The organism is Streptomyces sp. NPDC034103 (genome assembly GCF_055575395.1).
Genome location: NZ_JBVISS010000003.1, coordinates 183,520 through 198,711 on the forward strand (window position 1 = coordinate 183,520; position 15,192 = coordinate 198,711).

At 71.2% G+C, this 15,192-nt stretch carries 15 protein-coding genes; 6 read left to right on the forward strand and 9 right to left on the reverse strand.

Going from position 1 to position 15,192, the window contains the following annotated elements:
• Positions 1 to 15: 15 nt before the first annotated feature.
• A complete protein-coding gene (locus ACZ56U_RS06990) occupies positions 16 to 1,833 on the reverse strand; it encodes a S9 family peptidase (protein ID WP_469083003.1) in 1,818 nt (605 codons plus the stop codon).
• 211 nt (positions 1,834 to 2,044) lie between these two features.
• On the opposite strand from ACZ56U_RS06990, the gene ACZ56U_RS06995 reads away from it, so the two are divergent.
• On the forward strand, positions 2,045 to 2,890 hold the full coding sequence (locus ACZ56U_RS06995; RefSeq protein WP_469083004.1) for an SURF1 family protein: 846 nt from the start codon (positions 2,045 to 2,047) through the stop codon (positions 2,888 to 2,890).
• A gap of 69 nt (positions 2,891 to 2,959) precedes the next feature.
• Here ACZ56U_RS06995 and ACZ56U_RS07000 read toward each other — a convergent pair whose 3' ends face one another.
• From ACZ56U_RS07000 to ACZ56U_RS07015, 4 genes are all read right to left on the reverse strand, one after another.
• The gene (locus ACZ56U_RS07000) at positions 2,960 to 3,985 is read right to left on the reverse strand and encodes a hypothetical protein (RefSeq protein ID WP_469083005.1); all 1,026 of its coding nucleotides are present in this window, start codon (positions 3,983 to 3,985) and stop codon (positions 2,960 to 2,962) included.
• Between the two features lie 158 nt (positions 3,986 to 4,143).
• On the reverse strand, positions 4,144 to 4,821 hold the full coding sequence (locus tag ACZ56U_RS07005; protein ID WP_469083006.1) for a SigE family RNA polymerase sigma factor: 678 nt from the start codon (positions 4,819 to 4,821) through the stop codon (positions 4,144 to 4,146).
• A gap of 361 nt (positions 4,822 to 5,182) precedes the next feature.
• A complete protein-coding gene (locus ACZ56U_RS07010) occupies positions 5,183 to 6,253 on the reverse strand; it encodes an aspartate-semialdehyde dehydrogenase (protein WP_469083007.1) in 1,071 nt (356 codons plus the stop codon).
• Positions 6,253 to 7,530, reverse strand: a complete 1,278-nt coding sequence (locus tag ACZ56U_RS07015; RefSeq protein ID WP_391233068.1) for an aspartate kinase — start codon at positions 7,528 to 7,530, stop codon at positions 6,253 to 6,255. Before ACZ56U_RS07015 ends, ACZ56U_RS07010 begins: the two co-directional genes overlap by 1 nt.
• Positions 7,531 to 7,817: 287 nt before the next feature.
• Here ACZ56U_RS07015 and ACZ56U_RS07020 point away from each other — a divergent pair, with 287 nt between their 5' ends.
• Genes ACZ56U_RS07020 through ACZ56U_RS07035 form a run of 4 tightly spaced genes read left to right on the forward strand, consistent with a single transcriptional unit; the run spans position 7,818 to position 11,810 of the window.
• Positions 7,818 to 8,549, forward strand: a complete 732-nt coding sequence (locus ACZ56U_RS07020; protein WP_469083008.1) for a cyclodityrosine synthase — start codon at positions 7,818 to 7,820, stop codon at positions 8,547 to 8,549.
• Entirely contained in the window at positions 8,536 to 9,726 is a 1,191-nt protein-coding gene (locus tag ACZ56U_RS07025; protein ID WP_469083009.1) for a cytochrome P450, read from the forward strand. The genes ACZ56U_RS07020 and ACZ56U_RS07025 overlap by 14 nt, the downstream gene beginning before the upstream one ends.
• 60 nt (positions 9,727 to 9,786) lie before the next feature.
• Positions 9,787 to 10,473 (forward strand): response regulator transcription factor, encoded by a 687-nt coding sequence (locus ACZ56U_RS07030; RefSeq protein WP_469083010.1) that lies wholly within the window; start codon positions 9,787 to 9,789, stop codon positions 10,471 to 10,473.
• Entirely contained in the window at positions 10,470 to 11,810 is a 1,341-nt protein-coding gene (locus tag ACZ56U_RS07035) for a sensor histidine kinase (RefSeq protein WP_469083011.1), read from the forward strand. Before ACZ56U_RS07030 ends, ACZ56U_RS07035 begins: the two co-directional genes overlap by 4 nt.
• On the opposite strand, the gene ACZ56U_RS07040 is transcribed toward ACZ56U_RS07035, so the two are convergent.
• Positions 11,776 to 12,279, reverse strand: a complete 504-nt coding sequence (locus tag ACZ56U_RS07040; protein WP_469083012.1) for an SgcJ/EcaC family oxidoreductase — start codon at positions 12,277 to 12,279, stop codon at positions 11,776 to 11,778. The two genes, ACZ56U_RS07035 and ACZ56U_RS07040, sit on opposite strands and share 35 nt — an antisense overlap.
• Before the next feature lie 256 nt (positions 12,280 to 12,535).
• On the opposite strand from ACZ56U_RS07040, the gene ACZ56U_RS07045 reads away from it, so the two are divergent.
• The gene (locus ACZ56U_RS07045) at positions 12,536 to 13,255 is read left to right on the forward strand and encodes a TSUP family transporter (protein WP_469083013.1); all 720 of its coding nucleotides are present in this window, start codon (positions 12,536 to 12,538) and stop codon (positions 13,253 to 13,255) included.
• Between the two features lie 25 nt (positions 13,256 to 13,280).
• Here ACZ56U_RS07045 and ACZ56U_RS07050 read toward each other — a convergent pair whose 3' ends face one another.
• The 3 genes from ACZ56U_RS07050 to ACZ56U_RS07060 are packed head-to-tail and all read right to left on the reverse strand — an operon-like array spanning position 13,281 to position 14,931.
• Positions 13,281 to 13,940: a DUF5063 domain-containing protein gene (locus ACZ56U_RS07050; protein ID WP_469083014.1), complete on the reverse strand. Its 660-nt coding sequence runs from the start codon at positions 13,938 to 13,940 to the stop codon at positions 13,281 to 13,283.
• Positions 13,933 to 14,532, reverse strand: coding sequence for a recombination mediator RecR (gene recR, locus ACZ56U_RS07055; protein ID WP_469083015.1), 600 nt, complete (start codon positions 14,530 to 14,532; stop codon positions 13,933 to 13,935). The genes ACZ56U_RS07050 and recR overlap by 8 nt, the downstream gene beginning before the upstream one ends.
• Positions 14,533 to 14,589: 57 nt before the next feature.
• Positions 14,590 to 14,931 (reverse strand): YbaB/EbfC family nucleoid-associated protein, encoded by a 342-nt coding sequence (locus ACZ56U_RS07060; protein WP_469083401.1) that lies wholly within the window; start codon positions 14,929 to 14,931, stop codon positions 14,590 to 14,592.
• Between the last annotated feature and the right edge of the window lie 261 nt (positions 14,932 to 15,192).

Below are 15,192 nucleotides of genomic sequence, written 5' to 3' on the forward strand. Positions count from 1 at the left end.
CTGAGGGGCACGCCCTCAGTCCCCCAAGTGCCGCTCCGCGAAGTCCAGTTCCAGCCTCACCTGCTTGATGCGCTCGTCCACGACCAGGGAGCCGTGGCCGGCGTCGTAGCGGTAGACCTCGTGGGTCGCGCCGCGGGCCTCCAGGCGCTTGACGTAGTTGTCGATCTGGCGGATGGGGCAGCGGGGGTCGTTGACGCCGGCCGAGATGTAGACCGGGGCCTTGACCTGGTCCACGTAGGTCAGGGGTGACGATGCCTCGAAGCGTTCCGGGACCTCTTCCGGGGTGCCGCCCAGCAGCGTGCGGTCGAGGGCCTTCAGGGCCTCCATCTCGTCGTGGTACGCGGTGACGTAGTCGGCGACGGGGACGGCCGCGATGCCCAGGGCCCAGGCGTCGGGCTGGGTGCCGAGGCCGAGGAGGGTGAGGTAGCCGCCCCAGGAGCCGCCGGTCAGGATCAGCCGGTCGGGGTCGGCCAGTCCCGAGGTGACGGCCCATTCCCTGACCGCCGCGATGTCCTCCAGCTCGATCAGGCCGACCCGGTGCTTCAGGGCGTCGGTCCAGGCCCTGCCGTAGCCCGTGGAGCCCCGGTAGTTGACCCTGACCACCGCGTATCCGTGGTCGACCCAGGCCGCCGGGCCCGCCGCGAAGGCGTCGCTGTCGTGCCAGGTCGGGCCGCCGTGGATGTCGAAGACGGTGGGGAGGGGGCCCGTGGCGCCCAGCGGCTTCTGGACCAGGGCGTGGATACGGCCGCCCGGGCCCTCCACCCACACGTCCTCCACCGGGACCGAGCCCGGGGACTTCAGGCCAGGCGGGTCCAGGACGATCCGGCCGGTCGTGGAGCGGACCGTGGAGGGTTCGGCGGCCGAGGACCAGAGGTACTCCACGCTGCCGTCGGGGCGGGCGGTCGCGCCGGAGACCGAGCCGGGCGGGGTGGGGATCCGGGTCAGTTCGCGGGTCGTCAGGTCGTAGCGGAAGAGCTCGCTGCGGGCCTCGAAGCTGTGGGCGATCAGGAGAGCCGAGCCGTCCGGGTACCACTCCGCGCTCACATCGCCGGGCAGGTCGAGGGCGAGGTCGCGCTCCTCGCCCGTCGCCACGTCCCAGACCAGCGGTTCCCAGCGGCCCCGGCGCTGGTGGCCGATGAGGAGGCGGGTGTCGCCCTCCACCGGGGCGAAGCCGAGGACCTCCAGGCCCAGCTCCAGGGTGCCGTCCTTGGTGTCGTCGAGCTCGGCGACCGCCGTGCCGTCGGGGCGGACCACGCGCAGCGCCGAGTGCATCGCGTCGCCGTGCTCGGTGTGCTCCAGGGCGATCAGCGTGCCGTCGTGGGAGAGGTCGCCGACGCCCGCCGACTCACGGTGGCGGTAGATCTCCACCGGGTCCTCGCCGGTGCGCACGACGTGGATCGTCGTACCGTCCTCGTCGGTCGAACGGCCCACCACCGCCGTGCGGCCGTCCCTGGCGAGGGCGAGGCCCGCCGGGTAGGAGGCGTCCAGACCGGGGGCGGCGAGTTCGTCCTCGCCGCCGGTGAAGGGCTGGCGGCGCCAGACGCCGAACTCGTCGCCGTCCTTGTCGTCGAACCACCAGATCCACGCGCCGTCCGGGGAGAGGACGCCGTCCGTCGTGCCGTTCGGCCGGTCGGTGACCTGGCGCTGCTCGTCCGTGGCCCGGTCCCAGGCATACAGCTCGTACGTCCCCGTCGCGTTCGAAACGAACAGGGAGCGGTCCGGTGCGTCCTCCGCCCAGTCCGGCAGGGACACCCGGGGCGCGCGGAAGCGCTTCTCCCAGTCCGGCGTGGCTGCGTTCTGCTCGGGCGAGACGGACCCGTTGCTCTCAGTCATGGCCCCATAGTGCCTGGCCCCGCCGACAATGCGCCGCCGAGGTCCCCAGCCTGTGGACAACTGACACGCAACCCACCCCTGAGCGGGCCGCCGACACGCATCACATCCCTGAGCGGGCCGCTCGATCCGCGGGCTCCCGTCGCCCCGGGCACCCCCCGGTGGTCCTGACCCCGCGGGCGGCCAGGACCGGGCTGCCCCGTACCGTTGAGGTGTGTACCGGTTTCTGCTGACGCCCCGGTGGTGGGGGATCAACGTCTTCGTGCTGCTCGCCATCCCCTTCTGTGTGTTCATGGGGTCCTGGCAGCTGAGCCGGTTCGAGGACCGGATGGCGGACCATGACCGGGCGACCTCGCGGGCCGCGTCGGACGGGCGGGATGCCGCGCGACCGCTGGCGAAGCTGCTGCCGGTGGACAAGGAGACGTCCGGGGACCAGGTCACCGCGACCGGGCGGTACGGCAGGCAGTTGCTGGTGCCGGGGCGGGAGCTGGACGGCAAGCGCGGCTACTACGTGCTGACCCTGCTGCGCGTCGACGGCGGCAAGGCCCTGCCGGTCGTGCGCGGGTGGCTGCCCGGCACCGCGGACGCGGCGAAGGCGCCGGCCGCGCCCTCGGGCGAGGTCACCGTCAGGGGCTCCCTGCAGGCGTCCGAGCAGCCCGGTGAGAACGGGGTCAGCGCGCAAGGCGGGCTGCCGGCGGGGCAGACGTCGGCGATCAGCGCGGCCTCGCTGGTGAACCTCGTGTCGTACGACGTCTACGACGCCTGGGTCACGCTGAACACCGGGGACTCAGGGATGAAGGCGGTGCCCGCGGCGGCGGCCCCGGACACCGGGCTGAACCTGAAGGCGTTCCAGAACCTCGGCTACACCGGCGAGTGGTTCGTCTTCGCCGGGTTCGTGGTGTTCATGTGGTTCCGGCTCCTGCGGCGCGAGGTGGAGTTCGTACGGGACGCCGAACTCGGACTCCTGCCGGAACCGGACCCGGAACGAGAACCGGACCCGGACCCGGCGTCGGGACCGGCGCCGTCGCCCTCCCCCGCGCCGGACGGGCAGCGGGCGTAGACCCCGGCTCGCGTCACGTGCCCTGCGCGGCGAGCGCCGCGAGCGGCTCCCGGCGGCGGAGGACGCCTGTTACGCCGTGGGGGCCAGCAGCCCCGTCCAGTACACCGTGCCCGCGCACGCGTTCGTCACCGTCGCCGAGGTCGACGGGGCGCCGCCCTCCGCCAGGCCGGTGATCGCGACGCTGCCGTCGAGGGTGCCCTCGGTCCTCGTCATCTGGGTGGTGGTGCCGGTGTCGCCGCCCGTGGAGGTGCCTCCCGTGTCGGCGGAGTCCTCCGAGGGGGTCGGCGTCGGGGTCGGGGTGGGGCCGGTGTCGGTGGGGCAGGTCTCCGAGGGGACCCAGGCGAACTTCACGTGGTAGGACGCGCCGGGTTGCAGGACCAGCGAGGCGAGCTCGGTGGACGGGTCGGGCAGCGAGACCGCCGCGTCACCGGAGACGTGCCGGACCGGGAAGACCTTGGCGGCGTCCGCGGCGCCGGAGACCGACGTGGCGACCGAGCCGGGACTGCTGACGGTGCAGGCCGCGGCGGAGGCGTTGGTGAAGGTGAAGGTGCCGTACACCGCGCCGGCCGAGTCGGCGGGGTCGGTGCTCGCGGTCGGCACGCCGAAGGAGGCGGCCGTGCACGCGGGGACGCCCTCCGTGCTGCTGACCGAGGGTCCGGCGCTGTCGCTGCCCCCGGTGCCGGCGCCGGTGCCCTTGTCCTTGTCGTCGCCCTTGGACTCGCCCTTGCCCTTGTCCTCGACCTTGTCGGAGGAGCCGCCGGAGGTGCTCTCGCCGCCGTCCGGGCCCTTGCCCTGGCTAGGGCCGCCCTGGTCCTGCGAGTAGTGGGCGTTGGAGGGGTCGGCGTCGGAGCCGGTGGCGCCCGAGACGTGCAGCAGGGCGGGGACCGCGGTGCCGACGAAGAGGGCGGCGGCCGCCATGCCGACCAGCGCCTGCCGCTTGCGGGCCCGTCGGGCGGGGACCGCCTGGCGCAGCTGGTCCAGGGTGCCGTCGCGCGGCTCGATCTCCTGGACCGCCTGGTGCAGCAGGTGGCGCAGTGTCAGCTCGTCCGAGTCGAGCCCTCCCGAGGAGCTCTGGTCGTCCAGGCCGTGGTTCACAGTTACGTTCCCAGCAGTTGGTTGCTTCAGTGTGGGCTGACCGCCCGTGCCGCCCGGCTCACGCCTGCCCCACCGCTCGAGGCGCTCGGGGGGATCCCCGGAGGGCTCGTGCGGGACGTGCGGACGGCGTCCGTCGTTCTCCCCGGATCCGGAGCCGCTCATGCCGGGGCCTCCATGGCGACCCGGAGGGCGGCGATGCCGCGGGAGCCGTACGCCTTCACCGAGCCCAGGGATATCCCGAGGGTCTCGGCGACCTGCGCCTCGGTCATGTCCGCGAAGTAGCGCAGGACGAGGACCTCGCGCTGGCGGCGTTGCAGGCCCTTCATCGCCTTGATGAGCGAGTCGCGCTCCAGCTGGTCGTAGGCCCCCTCCTCGGCGCTCGCCATGTCCGGCATCGGCTTGGACAGCAGCTTCAGTCCGAGGATGCGGCGGCGCAGGGCCGAGCGGGAGAGGTTGACGACGGTCTGCCGCAGATAGGCGAGCGTCTTGTCCCGGTCCCGGACGCGTTTGCGCGCCGAGTGGACCCGGATGAAGGCCTCCTGGACGACGTCCTCGCAGGAGGCGGTGTCGTCGAGGAGGAGGGCGGCGAGTCGCAGCAGGGAGCTGTAGTGCGCCCGGTAGGTCTCGGTGAGGTGATCGACGGTCGTGCCGGCTGCCGCGACATCCTCGGCGCCATCACGCTGGCTCGGTATGCGGGCGGGCCGCGCTGCGGGCATGGGCGCGATCACCGGCATGCCACCGGCAGCACCGGCCATGCGGGGTCGTACGGCCGGTGGGCGCGGCGGCCGGAGGGCCGTGCCGCGCGAGACCGCTGTGAAATCGAGAACCTCTGCCACGCCAGTTGGACACCGCTACCCCCGTAAGGGTTGTACGGGCCGGGCGTCACTTTTGCGTCGGTCGACGAAGCGCTGGACGAGACGGCCTCCCGTCCGGTGTCAGGCAGCACAACCGACCGTGCGTCAAACGCCCTCATGCCTACCCGCTCTTCCCCTATATCCTGAATGACCGAAGTGTCCCCACACCTCGTACCGCATCCCCGCGACGTCCTGAAGGGCGTTCGCAAAGACGCTCCCCGCCCTTCACGCGGTTGCGAAGGACGGGGAGGAAAATCTTCGGACGACAAGGACGCCCGCAGCAAGTGATCCAGGCCATCGACCCGCTCACACTTGGTTCACCGATCTTACAAACCCGGACTGTTCAGCCGCTGGTGAATTCGGCCGCGATCAACTCGGCGATCTGGGCGGTGTTCAGCGCGGCGCCCTTGCGCAGGTTGTCGCCGCAGACGAAGAGCTCGAGGGCGGTGGGGTCGTCCAGCGCCCGGCGCACCCGGCCCACCCAGGTCGGATCGGTCCCGACGACGTCGGCGGGGGTCGGGAACTCCCCGGCGGCCGGGTTGTCGAACAGCACGACGCCCGGGGCGGTGGCGAGGATCTCACGCGCCTTGGCGACGGTGACCTCGCCCTCGAAGCGGGCGTGGACGGTCAGAGAGTGGGTGGTGACCACCGGCACCCGGACACAGGTGACCGCGACGGGCAGCGCCGGCAGTCCGAGGATCTTGCGGGACTCGTCCCGCACCTTCATCTCCTCCGACGACCAGCCGTCCTCGCGCAGGGAACCGGCCCACGGCACGACGTTCAGCGCGACCGGCTCCGGGAACGGCCCGGTGTTGTCGCCCACGGCCCGCCGTACGTCTCCGGGGTGGGTCCCCAGTTCCGTACCGGCGACCAGGGACAGCTGCTGGCGCAGGGTCTCCACGCCGGCCCGCCCGGCCCCGCTGACGGCCTGGTAGCTGGAGACCACCAACTCGCGCAGCCCGAACTCGGCGTGCAGCGCGCCGAGCGCGACGATCATCGACAGGGTCGTGCAGTTGGGGTTGGCGACGATCCCGCGCGGCCTGACGCGGGCCGCGTGCGGGTTGACCTCGGGGACGACGAGGGGCACCTCCGGGTCCATCCGGAAGGCGCCCGAGTTGTCGACGACGACGGCACCGCGCGCGGCGGCGATCGGCGCCCACTGCGCGGAGACCTCGTCGGGGACGTCGAACATGGCGACGTCGACGCCGTCGAAGGCGTCCTCGGTGAGAGCGATCACCTCGACCTGCTCGCCGCGCACGGCCAGCTTGCGGCCGGCCGAGCGCGGGGAGGCGATCAGCCGGATCTCACCCCAGATGTCCGCGTGCTGGGACAGGATCTGGAGCATGACCGTGCCGACGGCCCCGGTCGCCCCCACGACCGCGAGCGTCGGTCGCGGCGACCCGGTCCCGGCCATCAGCGACCCGTGCCCCCGTAGACGACGGCCTCGTCGCTGTCGGAGTCGAGCCCGAAGGCGGTGTGCACGGCGCGCACGGCCTCGTTGACGTCGTCGGCGCGGGTGATGACCGAGATGCGGATCTCCGAGGTCGAGATCAGCTCGATGTTCACGCCCGCGTCGGAGAGCGCCTCGAAGAAGGAGGCGGTGACGCCCGGGTTGGTCTTCATGCCCGCGCCGACCAGGGAGATCTTGCCGATCTGGTCGTCGTAGCGCAGGGAGTCGAAGCCGATGCCGGCCTTGTGCTTCTCCAGCGCGTCGATGGCCTTGCGGCCCTCGGTCTTGGGCAGCGTGAAGGAGATGTCCGTCAGGCCGGTGGCCGCGGCGGAGACGTTCTGCACGATCATGTCGATGTTGATCTCGGCGTCGGAGATCGCGCGGAAGATCGTGGCGGCCTCGCCCGGCTTGTCCGGCACGCCCACGACCGTGACCTTGGCCTCGGAGGTGTCGTGCGCGACACCGGAGATGATCGCCTGCTCCACCGGCTTGTCCCCTTGCTTGATCGGCTCACTGCTGACCCACGTGCCCTGGAGTCCGCTGAAGCTGGACCGGACGTGGATCGGGATGTTGTAGCGGCGGGCGTACTCCACGCAGCGGTGGAGCAGCACCTTGGAGCCGGAGCTGGCCAGCTCCAGCATGTCCTCGAAGGAGATCCAGTCGATCTTCTTCGCCTTCTTCACCACGCGCGGGTCGGCGGTGAACACGCCGTCCACGTCGGTGTAGATCTCGCAGACCTCGGCGTCGAGGGCCGCGGCGAGGGCGACGGCGGTGGTGTCGGAGCCACCACGACCCAGGGTCGTGATGTCCTTCTTGTCCTGGCTGACGCCCTGGAAGCCGGCGACGATGGCGATGTTGCCCTCGTCGAGGGCCGTGCGGATCCGGCCGGGCGTGACGTCGATGATCCGGGCTTTGTTGTGGACCGAGTCGGTGATGACGCCTGCCTGGCTGCCGGTGAAGCTCTGGGCCTCGTGGCCCAGGTTTTTGATCGCCATGGCCAGCAGGGCCATGGAGATACGCTCTCCGGCGGTCAGCAGCATGTCGAACTCACGGCCGGCGGGCATCGGGGATACCTGCTCGGCGAGATCGATCAGCTCGTCCGTCGTGTCGCCCATCGCGGAAACGACGACGACCACCTGGTGGCCGTTCTTCTTCGCTTCGACGATCCGCTTGGCGACGCGCTTGATGCCCTCGGCATCGGCTACGGAGGAGCCTCCGTACTTCTGCACGACAAGGCCCACGTGCGCTCCTCGCTCAGTTCAGTCTGTGTGTTCGCAGTCCACGCATACGCATATGTACTGCGGTCGGCTCAGTCTATCGAGCGTCCGAAACCACCCATCGTGAAACCACATGGTGAGACCGGTCCGCCCAGCACGACCCTGCCCATCCCCACCGTGAACACTCGGCAAAGTGGGCCAGGTCACCCGTTGACGCTCTCCGTAGTCGAACGCTAACTTCACGTCGTCGTCGCCACACCAGGAGCACACGGCTCCCCCGGGACTAGCGACGCGCGAAGGACTCCCTTCCCTTGACGACTGCGACCGTCTCCGAGATCCAGCACGTCACCCCCGCCGACCTCTTCGAGGTCCGCCCCTTCACCGCACACTGCGAGGTCATCCGGGCCGCGGGCGACCACGCCGTCATCGGCATCTCCCCCGGCAACAGCTACTTCTCCGCCCGCCGGGTCCTGGACCTGGCCCGCTGGTCCCTCGCCCTGTTCGAGCGGGTGGACTTCGTCCACACCGACCTGCACGTCGCCGAGATGTACGAGGCCTCCGGCTATCCGGCCGAGGACGCGCGCCGCAAGGCGGTGAAGAACCTGCGCGGCGTACGGGCCAAGGTGCAGGGCGCGGTGCGGGCGGTGGACCCCGGCGGCACCCGGCTGCGCGCCCACGCCCTGTCGGACCTCCGCGCCAACCCCGCCTACCGCGACCTCCACGAGCACCTCACCGCCCGCCTCGGCACCGACGACGAGTTCCGCGCGACCTGCGAGCAGCTCGTCGGCTCCTTCCTCGCCGGCCGGGCCGAGGACGTCACCGAGGCCCAGCGCGAGGTGTGCATGGCCTACGTCTGCGCCGAGGCGCCCCTCTTCCTCGACACCCCGGCGATCCTGGGCGTGCCGTCCTCCCTGAACTGCTACCACCAGCTGCTGCCGATGGCCGAGCTGCTGTACGCCCCCGGCGCGGGTCTGCGCGCCTCCCGCAACCAGGGCCACGCGATCGTCACGCCGGCCGAGGAGGTGCAGGTTGTCGTCCGCTGAGCTGCTCATCGACTTCCCGTTCTCCTGGCGCGGCGACCACCTCCCTGCCGAGGTGGAGGAGTTGCGCACCCACGCACCCGTGCGCCGGGTCCGCACCATCGCCGGCGACGAGGCCTGGCTGGTGTCGTCGTACGAGCTGTGCAAGCGGGTCCTGGAGGACCCGCGGTTCAGCCTGAAGGACACCTCGGCGCCGGGGGTGCCCCGGCAGTACGCGCTGACGATCCCGCCCGAGGTCGTCAACAACATGGGGAACATCACCGGCGCCGGGCTCCGCAAGGCCGTGCTGAGGGCCCTGAACCCCAAGAGCCCGGGGCTGACGGAGTGGATGCGGGCCTGTGCCGCCGAGTTGGTCGACGGCCTGGTCCGCGAGGGCGCCCCGGGCGACCTGCGGGCCGGTTTCGCGGACCCGTACTCGGCCGGGATGCACTGCCGGCTCCTCGGCATCCCGTACGCGGACGCGCCGAAGCTGACGCGGAGCCTGGACATCGCGTTCATGAACTCCGCGTGTCCCGTCACCGGCGCCCGGCTCAACTGGGACCGGGACATCGCGTACATGACCGAGCGGCTGGACGACCCGGCGACCACGGGCCTGATGGCCGAGCTGGCCGCGCTCCGCCCGGACCCCGAGTACGCGCACCTCACCGACGAGATGCTCGCCACGGTAGGGGTGACGATGTTCGGCGCGGGCGTGATCTCCACCTCCGGGTTCCTGACCATGGCCCTGCTGGCGCTGATCCAGCGTCCGGAGCTCCAGGAGGAGCTGGTCGCCCGCCCCGAGCGGATCCCGGCGGCCGTGGAGGAGCTGCTGCGGATCAACCTGTCCATCGGGGACGGGCTGCCGAGGCTGGCGCTGGAGGACGTGACGCTGGGGGACGTCGAGGTGCGCGCGGGCGAGCTGGTCCTGGTGCTCGTGGAGGGCGCCAACTTCGACCCCGCCGCCTTCCCCGACCCGCACACCGTCGACCTGGACCGCGCCAACAGCGCGGCGCACCTCTCCTTCGGCGGCGGCCGGCACTACTGCCCGGCCACCGCGCTGGGCCGCAGGCACGCCGAGATCGCCCTGTCGGTGCTGCTGGACCGCATGCCCCGGCTCGCCCTCGCGGTCCCCGTGGAGCAGCTGGTGTGGCGGACGGGGTTCATGAAGCGGCTCCCGGAGCGGCTGCCGGTGCTGTGGTGACCGCGGGCTGAGGGACTCGGCGACGGGCCGTCTTTAAAGTTCAACCATTAGGGTTCGCCTGTGCGCGTACTGCTGGTGGAAGACGATGAGCCGGTCGCCGAGTCGCTCCGGCGCGGACTGCTGCGCTACGGCTTCGAGGTGGCCTGGGTCGCCACCGGCGGAGCGGCCCTCAGTCACGGGGAGCCCTACGACGTCGTCCTCCTCGATCTCGGTCTGCCCGACACCGACGGGCTGGACGTGTGCCGGGCGCTGCGCGAGCGCGGCGACGTGCCGATCATCGTGATCAGCGCGCGCAGCGAGGAGACGGACCGGGTGGTCGGCCTGGAGCTCGGCGCGGACGACTACGTCTCCAAGCCGTTCGGGGTCCGGGAGGTCATCGCGCGGATAAGGGCGGTGCTGCGGCGGGCACAGCCGCGCGCCGAGCAGGCCGCGGCCGGTCCCGACCGGTACGGCGACCGGCTCACCGTCGACCGCAAGGCCGCCCGGGTCCACCTGGACGGTGAGGAGGTTCCGCTCGCCCCCAAGGAGTACGACCTGCTGGCGTTCCTCACCGAGGAGCCGGGCGCGCTGATGTCGCGCGAGCAGATCATGGAAGCGGTCTGGGACGCGAACTGGTTCGGGCCGACGAAGACCCTGGACGTCCATGTGGCGGCGCTGCGGCGCAAGCTGGCCGGGGCGATCAGCATCGAGGCGGTCCGGGGCGTCGGTTTCCGGCTGGAGATCGTCAGGGACCCCGGGGCCTCATGAACCGCCAGCTCATCCGGAGTTACATCCTGCTCGTCGCGGTGGCGATCTTCCTGTTCACGGTGCCGGTCGCCTTCACCCTCACCAAACAGCTGCGGGACGACACCCGGCAGTCCGTCCTGCGCGAGGCCCACACCATGGCGCTGCTGCTCGGCAACGGCGACCGGGCCTCGTGCGAGGCGCTGTCGAAGGTGGCCAGGGCGTACGGCGACGTGCAGGCGACCCCGACGGCCGAGTGCGACCCGCGGCTGCCGCGGCCCACCGCGGACGCGGCGCTGACCCGGGCGGTGCGGGACAACGAGCCCACCACCGACTGGGGTTCCGACGTCGTCTGGGGCAGCCATCTGACGGTCACGGTCCCCGTCGAGGGCGACGCGGCCGTACGGATCGTCTACGCGACCTCGGACATGACCAAGCGGCTGTGGCAGATCTGGGGCTTCCGGGCCGCGCTGGCCGTGCTGGTGCTGGCGGCGGCCGCGGCGATCGGCGCGTTCGCGGCCCGGCGCATCACCGCCCCGCTGCGTGAACTCAACGCCATGGCGAGCCGGTTCGGCGACGGTGACCTGACCGCCCGCTCGCCCGTGACGGGCCCGCCGGAGACGCAGACGCTCGCGCGGACCCTCAACCAGGGCGCGGAACGCCTGGACACCCTGGTCGCATCGCAGCGGATCTTCGTCGCGGACGCCTCCCACCAACTGCGCACCCCCCTCACGGCGTTGCGCCTGTCGCTCGACAACATCGCGGACGGTGTGGACGACGAGTTCGTGCGCGAGGACGTCGAGCAGGCGACCGCCGAGGTGGTCCGGATGAGCCGGCTGGTCAACGGACTGCTGGTGCTGGCGCGGGCGGAGGCGAAGGTGTCGGCCGCGGAGCCGCTGTCGTTGCCGGACATCATCGCCGAACGCCTCGCGGTGTGGAGGCCGGCCGCCGACGAGCGCGGAGTCACCATCGCGCTGGGGGGGAGTGATGCCGGCGGCCGGCTGCTGGTGCTGGCCAGCCCCGGCCATCTCGACCAGGTGCTGGACAACGTGCTCTCGAACGCGTTGGAGGTCTCCCCGGACGGCGGGAGGATCACCGTCCAGGTCGAGACGCGGGGGGACGAGGTCCTGTTGTCGGTCCTCGACCAGGGGCCGGGCATGTCCGACGCGGACAAGTCCCGTGCCTTCGACCGCTTCTGGCGCGGTCAGGGGCTGACCGGGCGCTCCGGCTCCGGGCTCGGCCTCGCCGTCGTCAAGCAGTTGGTGACCGACGACGGCGGGACCGTGACCCTCGGGGACGCGCCCGGTGGCGGGCTGTCGGTGCGGATCAGCCTTCGGGCATCGCCGAGGAGTGGTGGTTGACGATCTTCCACTCGCCGTCCTGCTTCTCGTACGCGTAGGTGTAACGGGCCTTGACGACGCGCTTGTCGCCGGTGTCCGGGTCGGTGAGCGTGAACTCGTAGACGCCGGCGTCGACGGCGGAGTCGTGGTCGAGGATGTTGACGTGCGTCTCGATCTTCTTGCCGACCGGCTTGTTCTTGAGGAAGTGCTCGAAGTAGTCGACGATCGCGGCGTGGTTGCTGCGGACCTTGTTGGAGACGGTGGGCAGCAGGACCGCGTCCGTGCCGTACCGGGCCGCGACGGTCTCGGGGTCACCGGTCCGCAGGGCCTCGTTCCAGCCGTCGAACTGCGCGGCGATCTCGGCCTGCGTCGGCTTCTTGGACTGCTTCCCCGGCCCGGCGACCCCGACTCCGGCGGCGAAGGTACCGACGGCGACCAGGGCACCGGCGGCAACGACGGCTACACGCTTGGTTATCGGTCGAGGGGTCATCTCATCTCCATTACGAGCGAAGGGGGTTGCTTCCTCCGCGCTCTGTCCGCGGTCCCTTCCGGGGTTCCTGTGGAGGAAGTGACTCCAGACTCGCGTGACGCCGGTTAGCGACCGTGCAGGCGTCGTACAGCGGACGTCCAGGGATGACCCAACTCACGCTCCGTGAGGCCTCGGTGACACCAGGCCAAGGGCGTACTCTCCCCGCCCGGAGGCACAGCGGACCGCGCCGTGCCGTGCGCGGGGACGGGGTGGCCGGGTGGGCGAGACAGTGCTGCTGGCCGGGATCGTGCTGCTCGGATCCTCGGTCCAGTGGCTCACCGGCATGGGCTTCGCCCTGGTCGCCGTACCCGCGCTCGTCCTGCTGCTCGGGCCGTCGCAGGGAGTCGTGCTCGCCAACTGCGCGGCGGGCGTCATCTGTGTCGTGGGCCTGGCGGGCGGCCGGCGGCACCTCCGCCTCGCCGCGATGGTGCCGTTGTGCGCCGCCGCCGCCTGCACGGTCCCGGCGGGCACCTGGATGACCCGCCGACTCCCCGAGTCCTGGCTGCTGTTGGTCATGGGCGCGCTCGTGACCGCGGCCGTGCTGGTGATCATGCGCGGGGTGCGGATACCCGCGCTGCGCGGCACCCGGGGCGCGATCGCGGCGGGCGCGGCGGGCGGGTTCATGAACGCGGCGGCCGGGGTGGGCGGACCACCGGTCTCCCTCTACGCCCTCAACGCGGGCTGGACCGTACGGGAGTTCGTACCCAACGCCATGTTCTACGGGGTCGTCGTCAACACCTTCTCCGTCGCCTCCAACGGGCTTCCGGAGCTGACCGGACCGCAGTGGACGTCCGTCGCCGTCGCGATGGCGCTCGGCGGGGTCGTCGGCAGCGGGCTCGCCACCCGGATACCCGAGCAGCGGGCCCGGCTGCTGGTCCTCCTGCTCGCCCTAACGGGCGGGGTCACGGCCGTCGGCAAGGGCCTGTGGGGGCTGTGAGAGCGGTACCGAAGGCGCTACGGCCCTACTGCACCGGCCGCAGCCCCAGCGGGCCCGCGATCTCCTCCGCCATCACCCGGCCGGCCTCGAACTCCAGGGTCTCGTCGCCCACGCTCTGGTCGGTGTCCAGGCCGTCCAGCTCCGCCAGGGGCTGGTTCAGGCGGACGTGCGCCACCACGGACTGGAGCGCCCGCAGCGTCGCGGACGCGGTGGAGCCCCAGTTGGAGAAGTAGGAGAACTGCCACCACCACAGCGCCTCCGAGGTACGGCCCGCCTTGTAGTGGGCCATGCCGTGGCGCAGGTCGGTGATGACGTCCGTGAGGTCGTCGGAGATCCGGGCCGGGACCGGGGCCTTGCGGGGCTCGTAGGGGTCGAAGACCTCGGAGTAGACGTCGATCGGGTCCAGCAGCCGGGCCAGATTCTCGCGGAGCTCGTCCACGTCGGCGTCCGGGCCCGTGTCAGGCTCGTAGCGCTCGTCGGGGACGATGTCCTCGTGGGCGCCCAGGCGGCCGCCGGCCAGCAGGATCTGGGAGACCTCCAGGAGGAGGAAGGGGACGGCGGAGTCGGGCTCGTCGCCCTTCGCCACCTCCATGACGGCCACCAGGAAGCTCTCGACCTGGTCGGCGATCTGGACCGCGAAGTCGTCGGGGTCCGGTGCAGTCGCGTGCAGCGTGGCGTCAGACATCTAGGAGTCGTCTCCCCTCGAAGGCGCGGCCGAGGGTCACCTCGTCCGCGTATTCCAGGTCGCCACCCACCGGGAGGCCGCTGGCCAGGCGGGTGACCTTGAGGCCCATGGGCTTGATCATGCGGGCGAGATACGTGGCCGTGGCCTCGCCCTCCAGGTTCGGGTCCGTGGCCAGGATCAGTTCCGTGACCGTCCCGTCGGCCAACCGCGCGAGAAGTTCTCGTATACGCAGGTCGTCGGGGCCGACACCCTCGATCGGGCTGATGGCGCCGCCCAGGACGTGGTACTTGCCGCGGAACTCGCGCGTGCGCTCGATCGCCACGACGTCCTTCGGCTCCTCCACCACACAGATCACCGAGAGGTCGCGGCGGCTGTCGCGGCAGATGCCGCACAGCTCTTCCTGCGCCACGTTCCCGCAGGTCGCGCAGAAGCGGACCTTCGCCTTGACCTCCATCAGGCACTGCGCGAGACGGCGTACGTCCGTCGGCTCCGCCTGCAGGATGTGGAAGGCGATCCGCTGCGCGCTCTTGGGACCGACGCCGGGCAGCCGCCCCAGCTCGTCGATGAGGTCCTGGACCACGCCTTCGTACACGGACTGCCGTCCTTCCTGGGTTCCTGGGGTACGTACGGTAGTTGGCGGACGCCCGTCTTAGAAAGGCAGACCCGGGATGCCGCCGCCGCCCAGCCCCTGGGTCAGCGGGCCCAGCTTCTGCTGCTGGAGGGTCTGGGCGTTGTCGTTGGCCGCCTGCACGGCCGCGACGATCAGGTCGGCGAGGGTCTCGGTGTCCTCCGGGTCCACCGCCTTGGGGTCGATCTTCAGGGCCCGCAGTTCACCGGAGCCCGTCACCGTCGCCCGCACCAGACCGCCGCCGGCCTGGCCGTCGACCTCGGTCCGCGCGAGCTCCTCCTGCGCGTTCGCCAGGTCCTGCTGCATCTTCTGGGCCTGCTGAAGCAGCTGCTGCATGTTGGGCTGGCCACCACCGGGGATCACGATCAGCTCCCTGCTGTTCTCCGCCTGGATCCTGCTGTGCACTTACGTCTGTCACGAGCCTACGTGGTCTGCGCAGCCATCGCTCCAGCACTCTTTCGAGTGAGAGGCCGTCGAGCCCTATACCTGATCAAGGGCCACTTCCGAGCGGAAAAGCCGTGAAAGCCGTCCCTTCGCCACCCATTGGGCGGTAGGAAGGGTCCGGCGCGTCAGCATCATGCGTCACACAGCGTGCTCGTTCGTGTTCGTCGTGGTCAGTAGGGA

Excerpts from the sequence above, each read along its gene's own strand:
- ACZ56U_RS06990 (WP_469083003.1), bottom strand. The coding sequence starts at position 1,833 with ATGACTGAGAGCAACGGGTCCGTCTCGCCCGAGCAGAACGCAGCCACG.
- ACZ56U_RS07010 (WP_469083007.1), bottom strand. The coding sequence starts at position 6,253 with ATGGCCGGGACCGGGTCGCCGCGACCGACGCTCGCGGTCGTGGGGGCG.
- ACZ56U_RS07035 (WP_469083011.1), top strand. The coding sequence starts at position 10,470 with ATGAACCGCCAGCTCATCCGGAGTTACATCCTGCTCGTCGCGGTGGCG.
- ACZ56U_RS07040 (WP_469083012.1), bottom strand. The coding sequence starts at position 12,279 with ATGACCCCTCGACCGATAACCAAGCGTGTAGCCGTCGTTGCCGCCGGT.
- ACZ56U_RS07050 (WP_469083014.1), bottom strand. The coding sequence starts at position 13,940 with ATGTCTGACGCCACGCTGCACGCGACTGCACCGGACCCCGACGACTTC.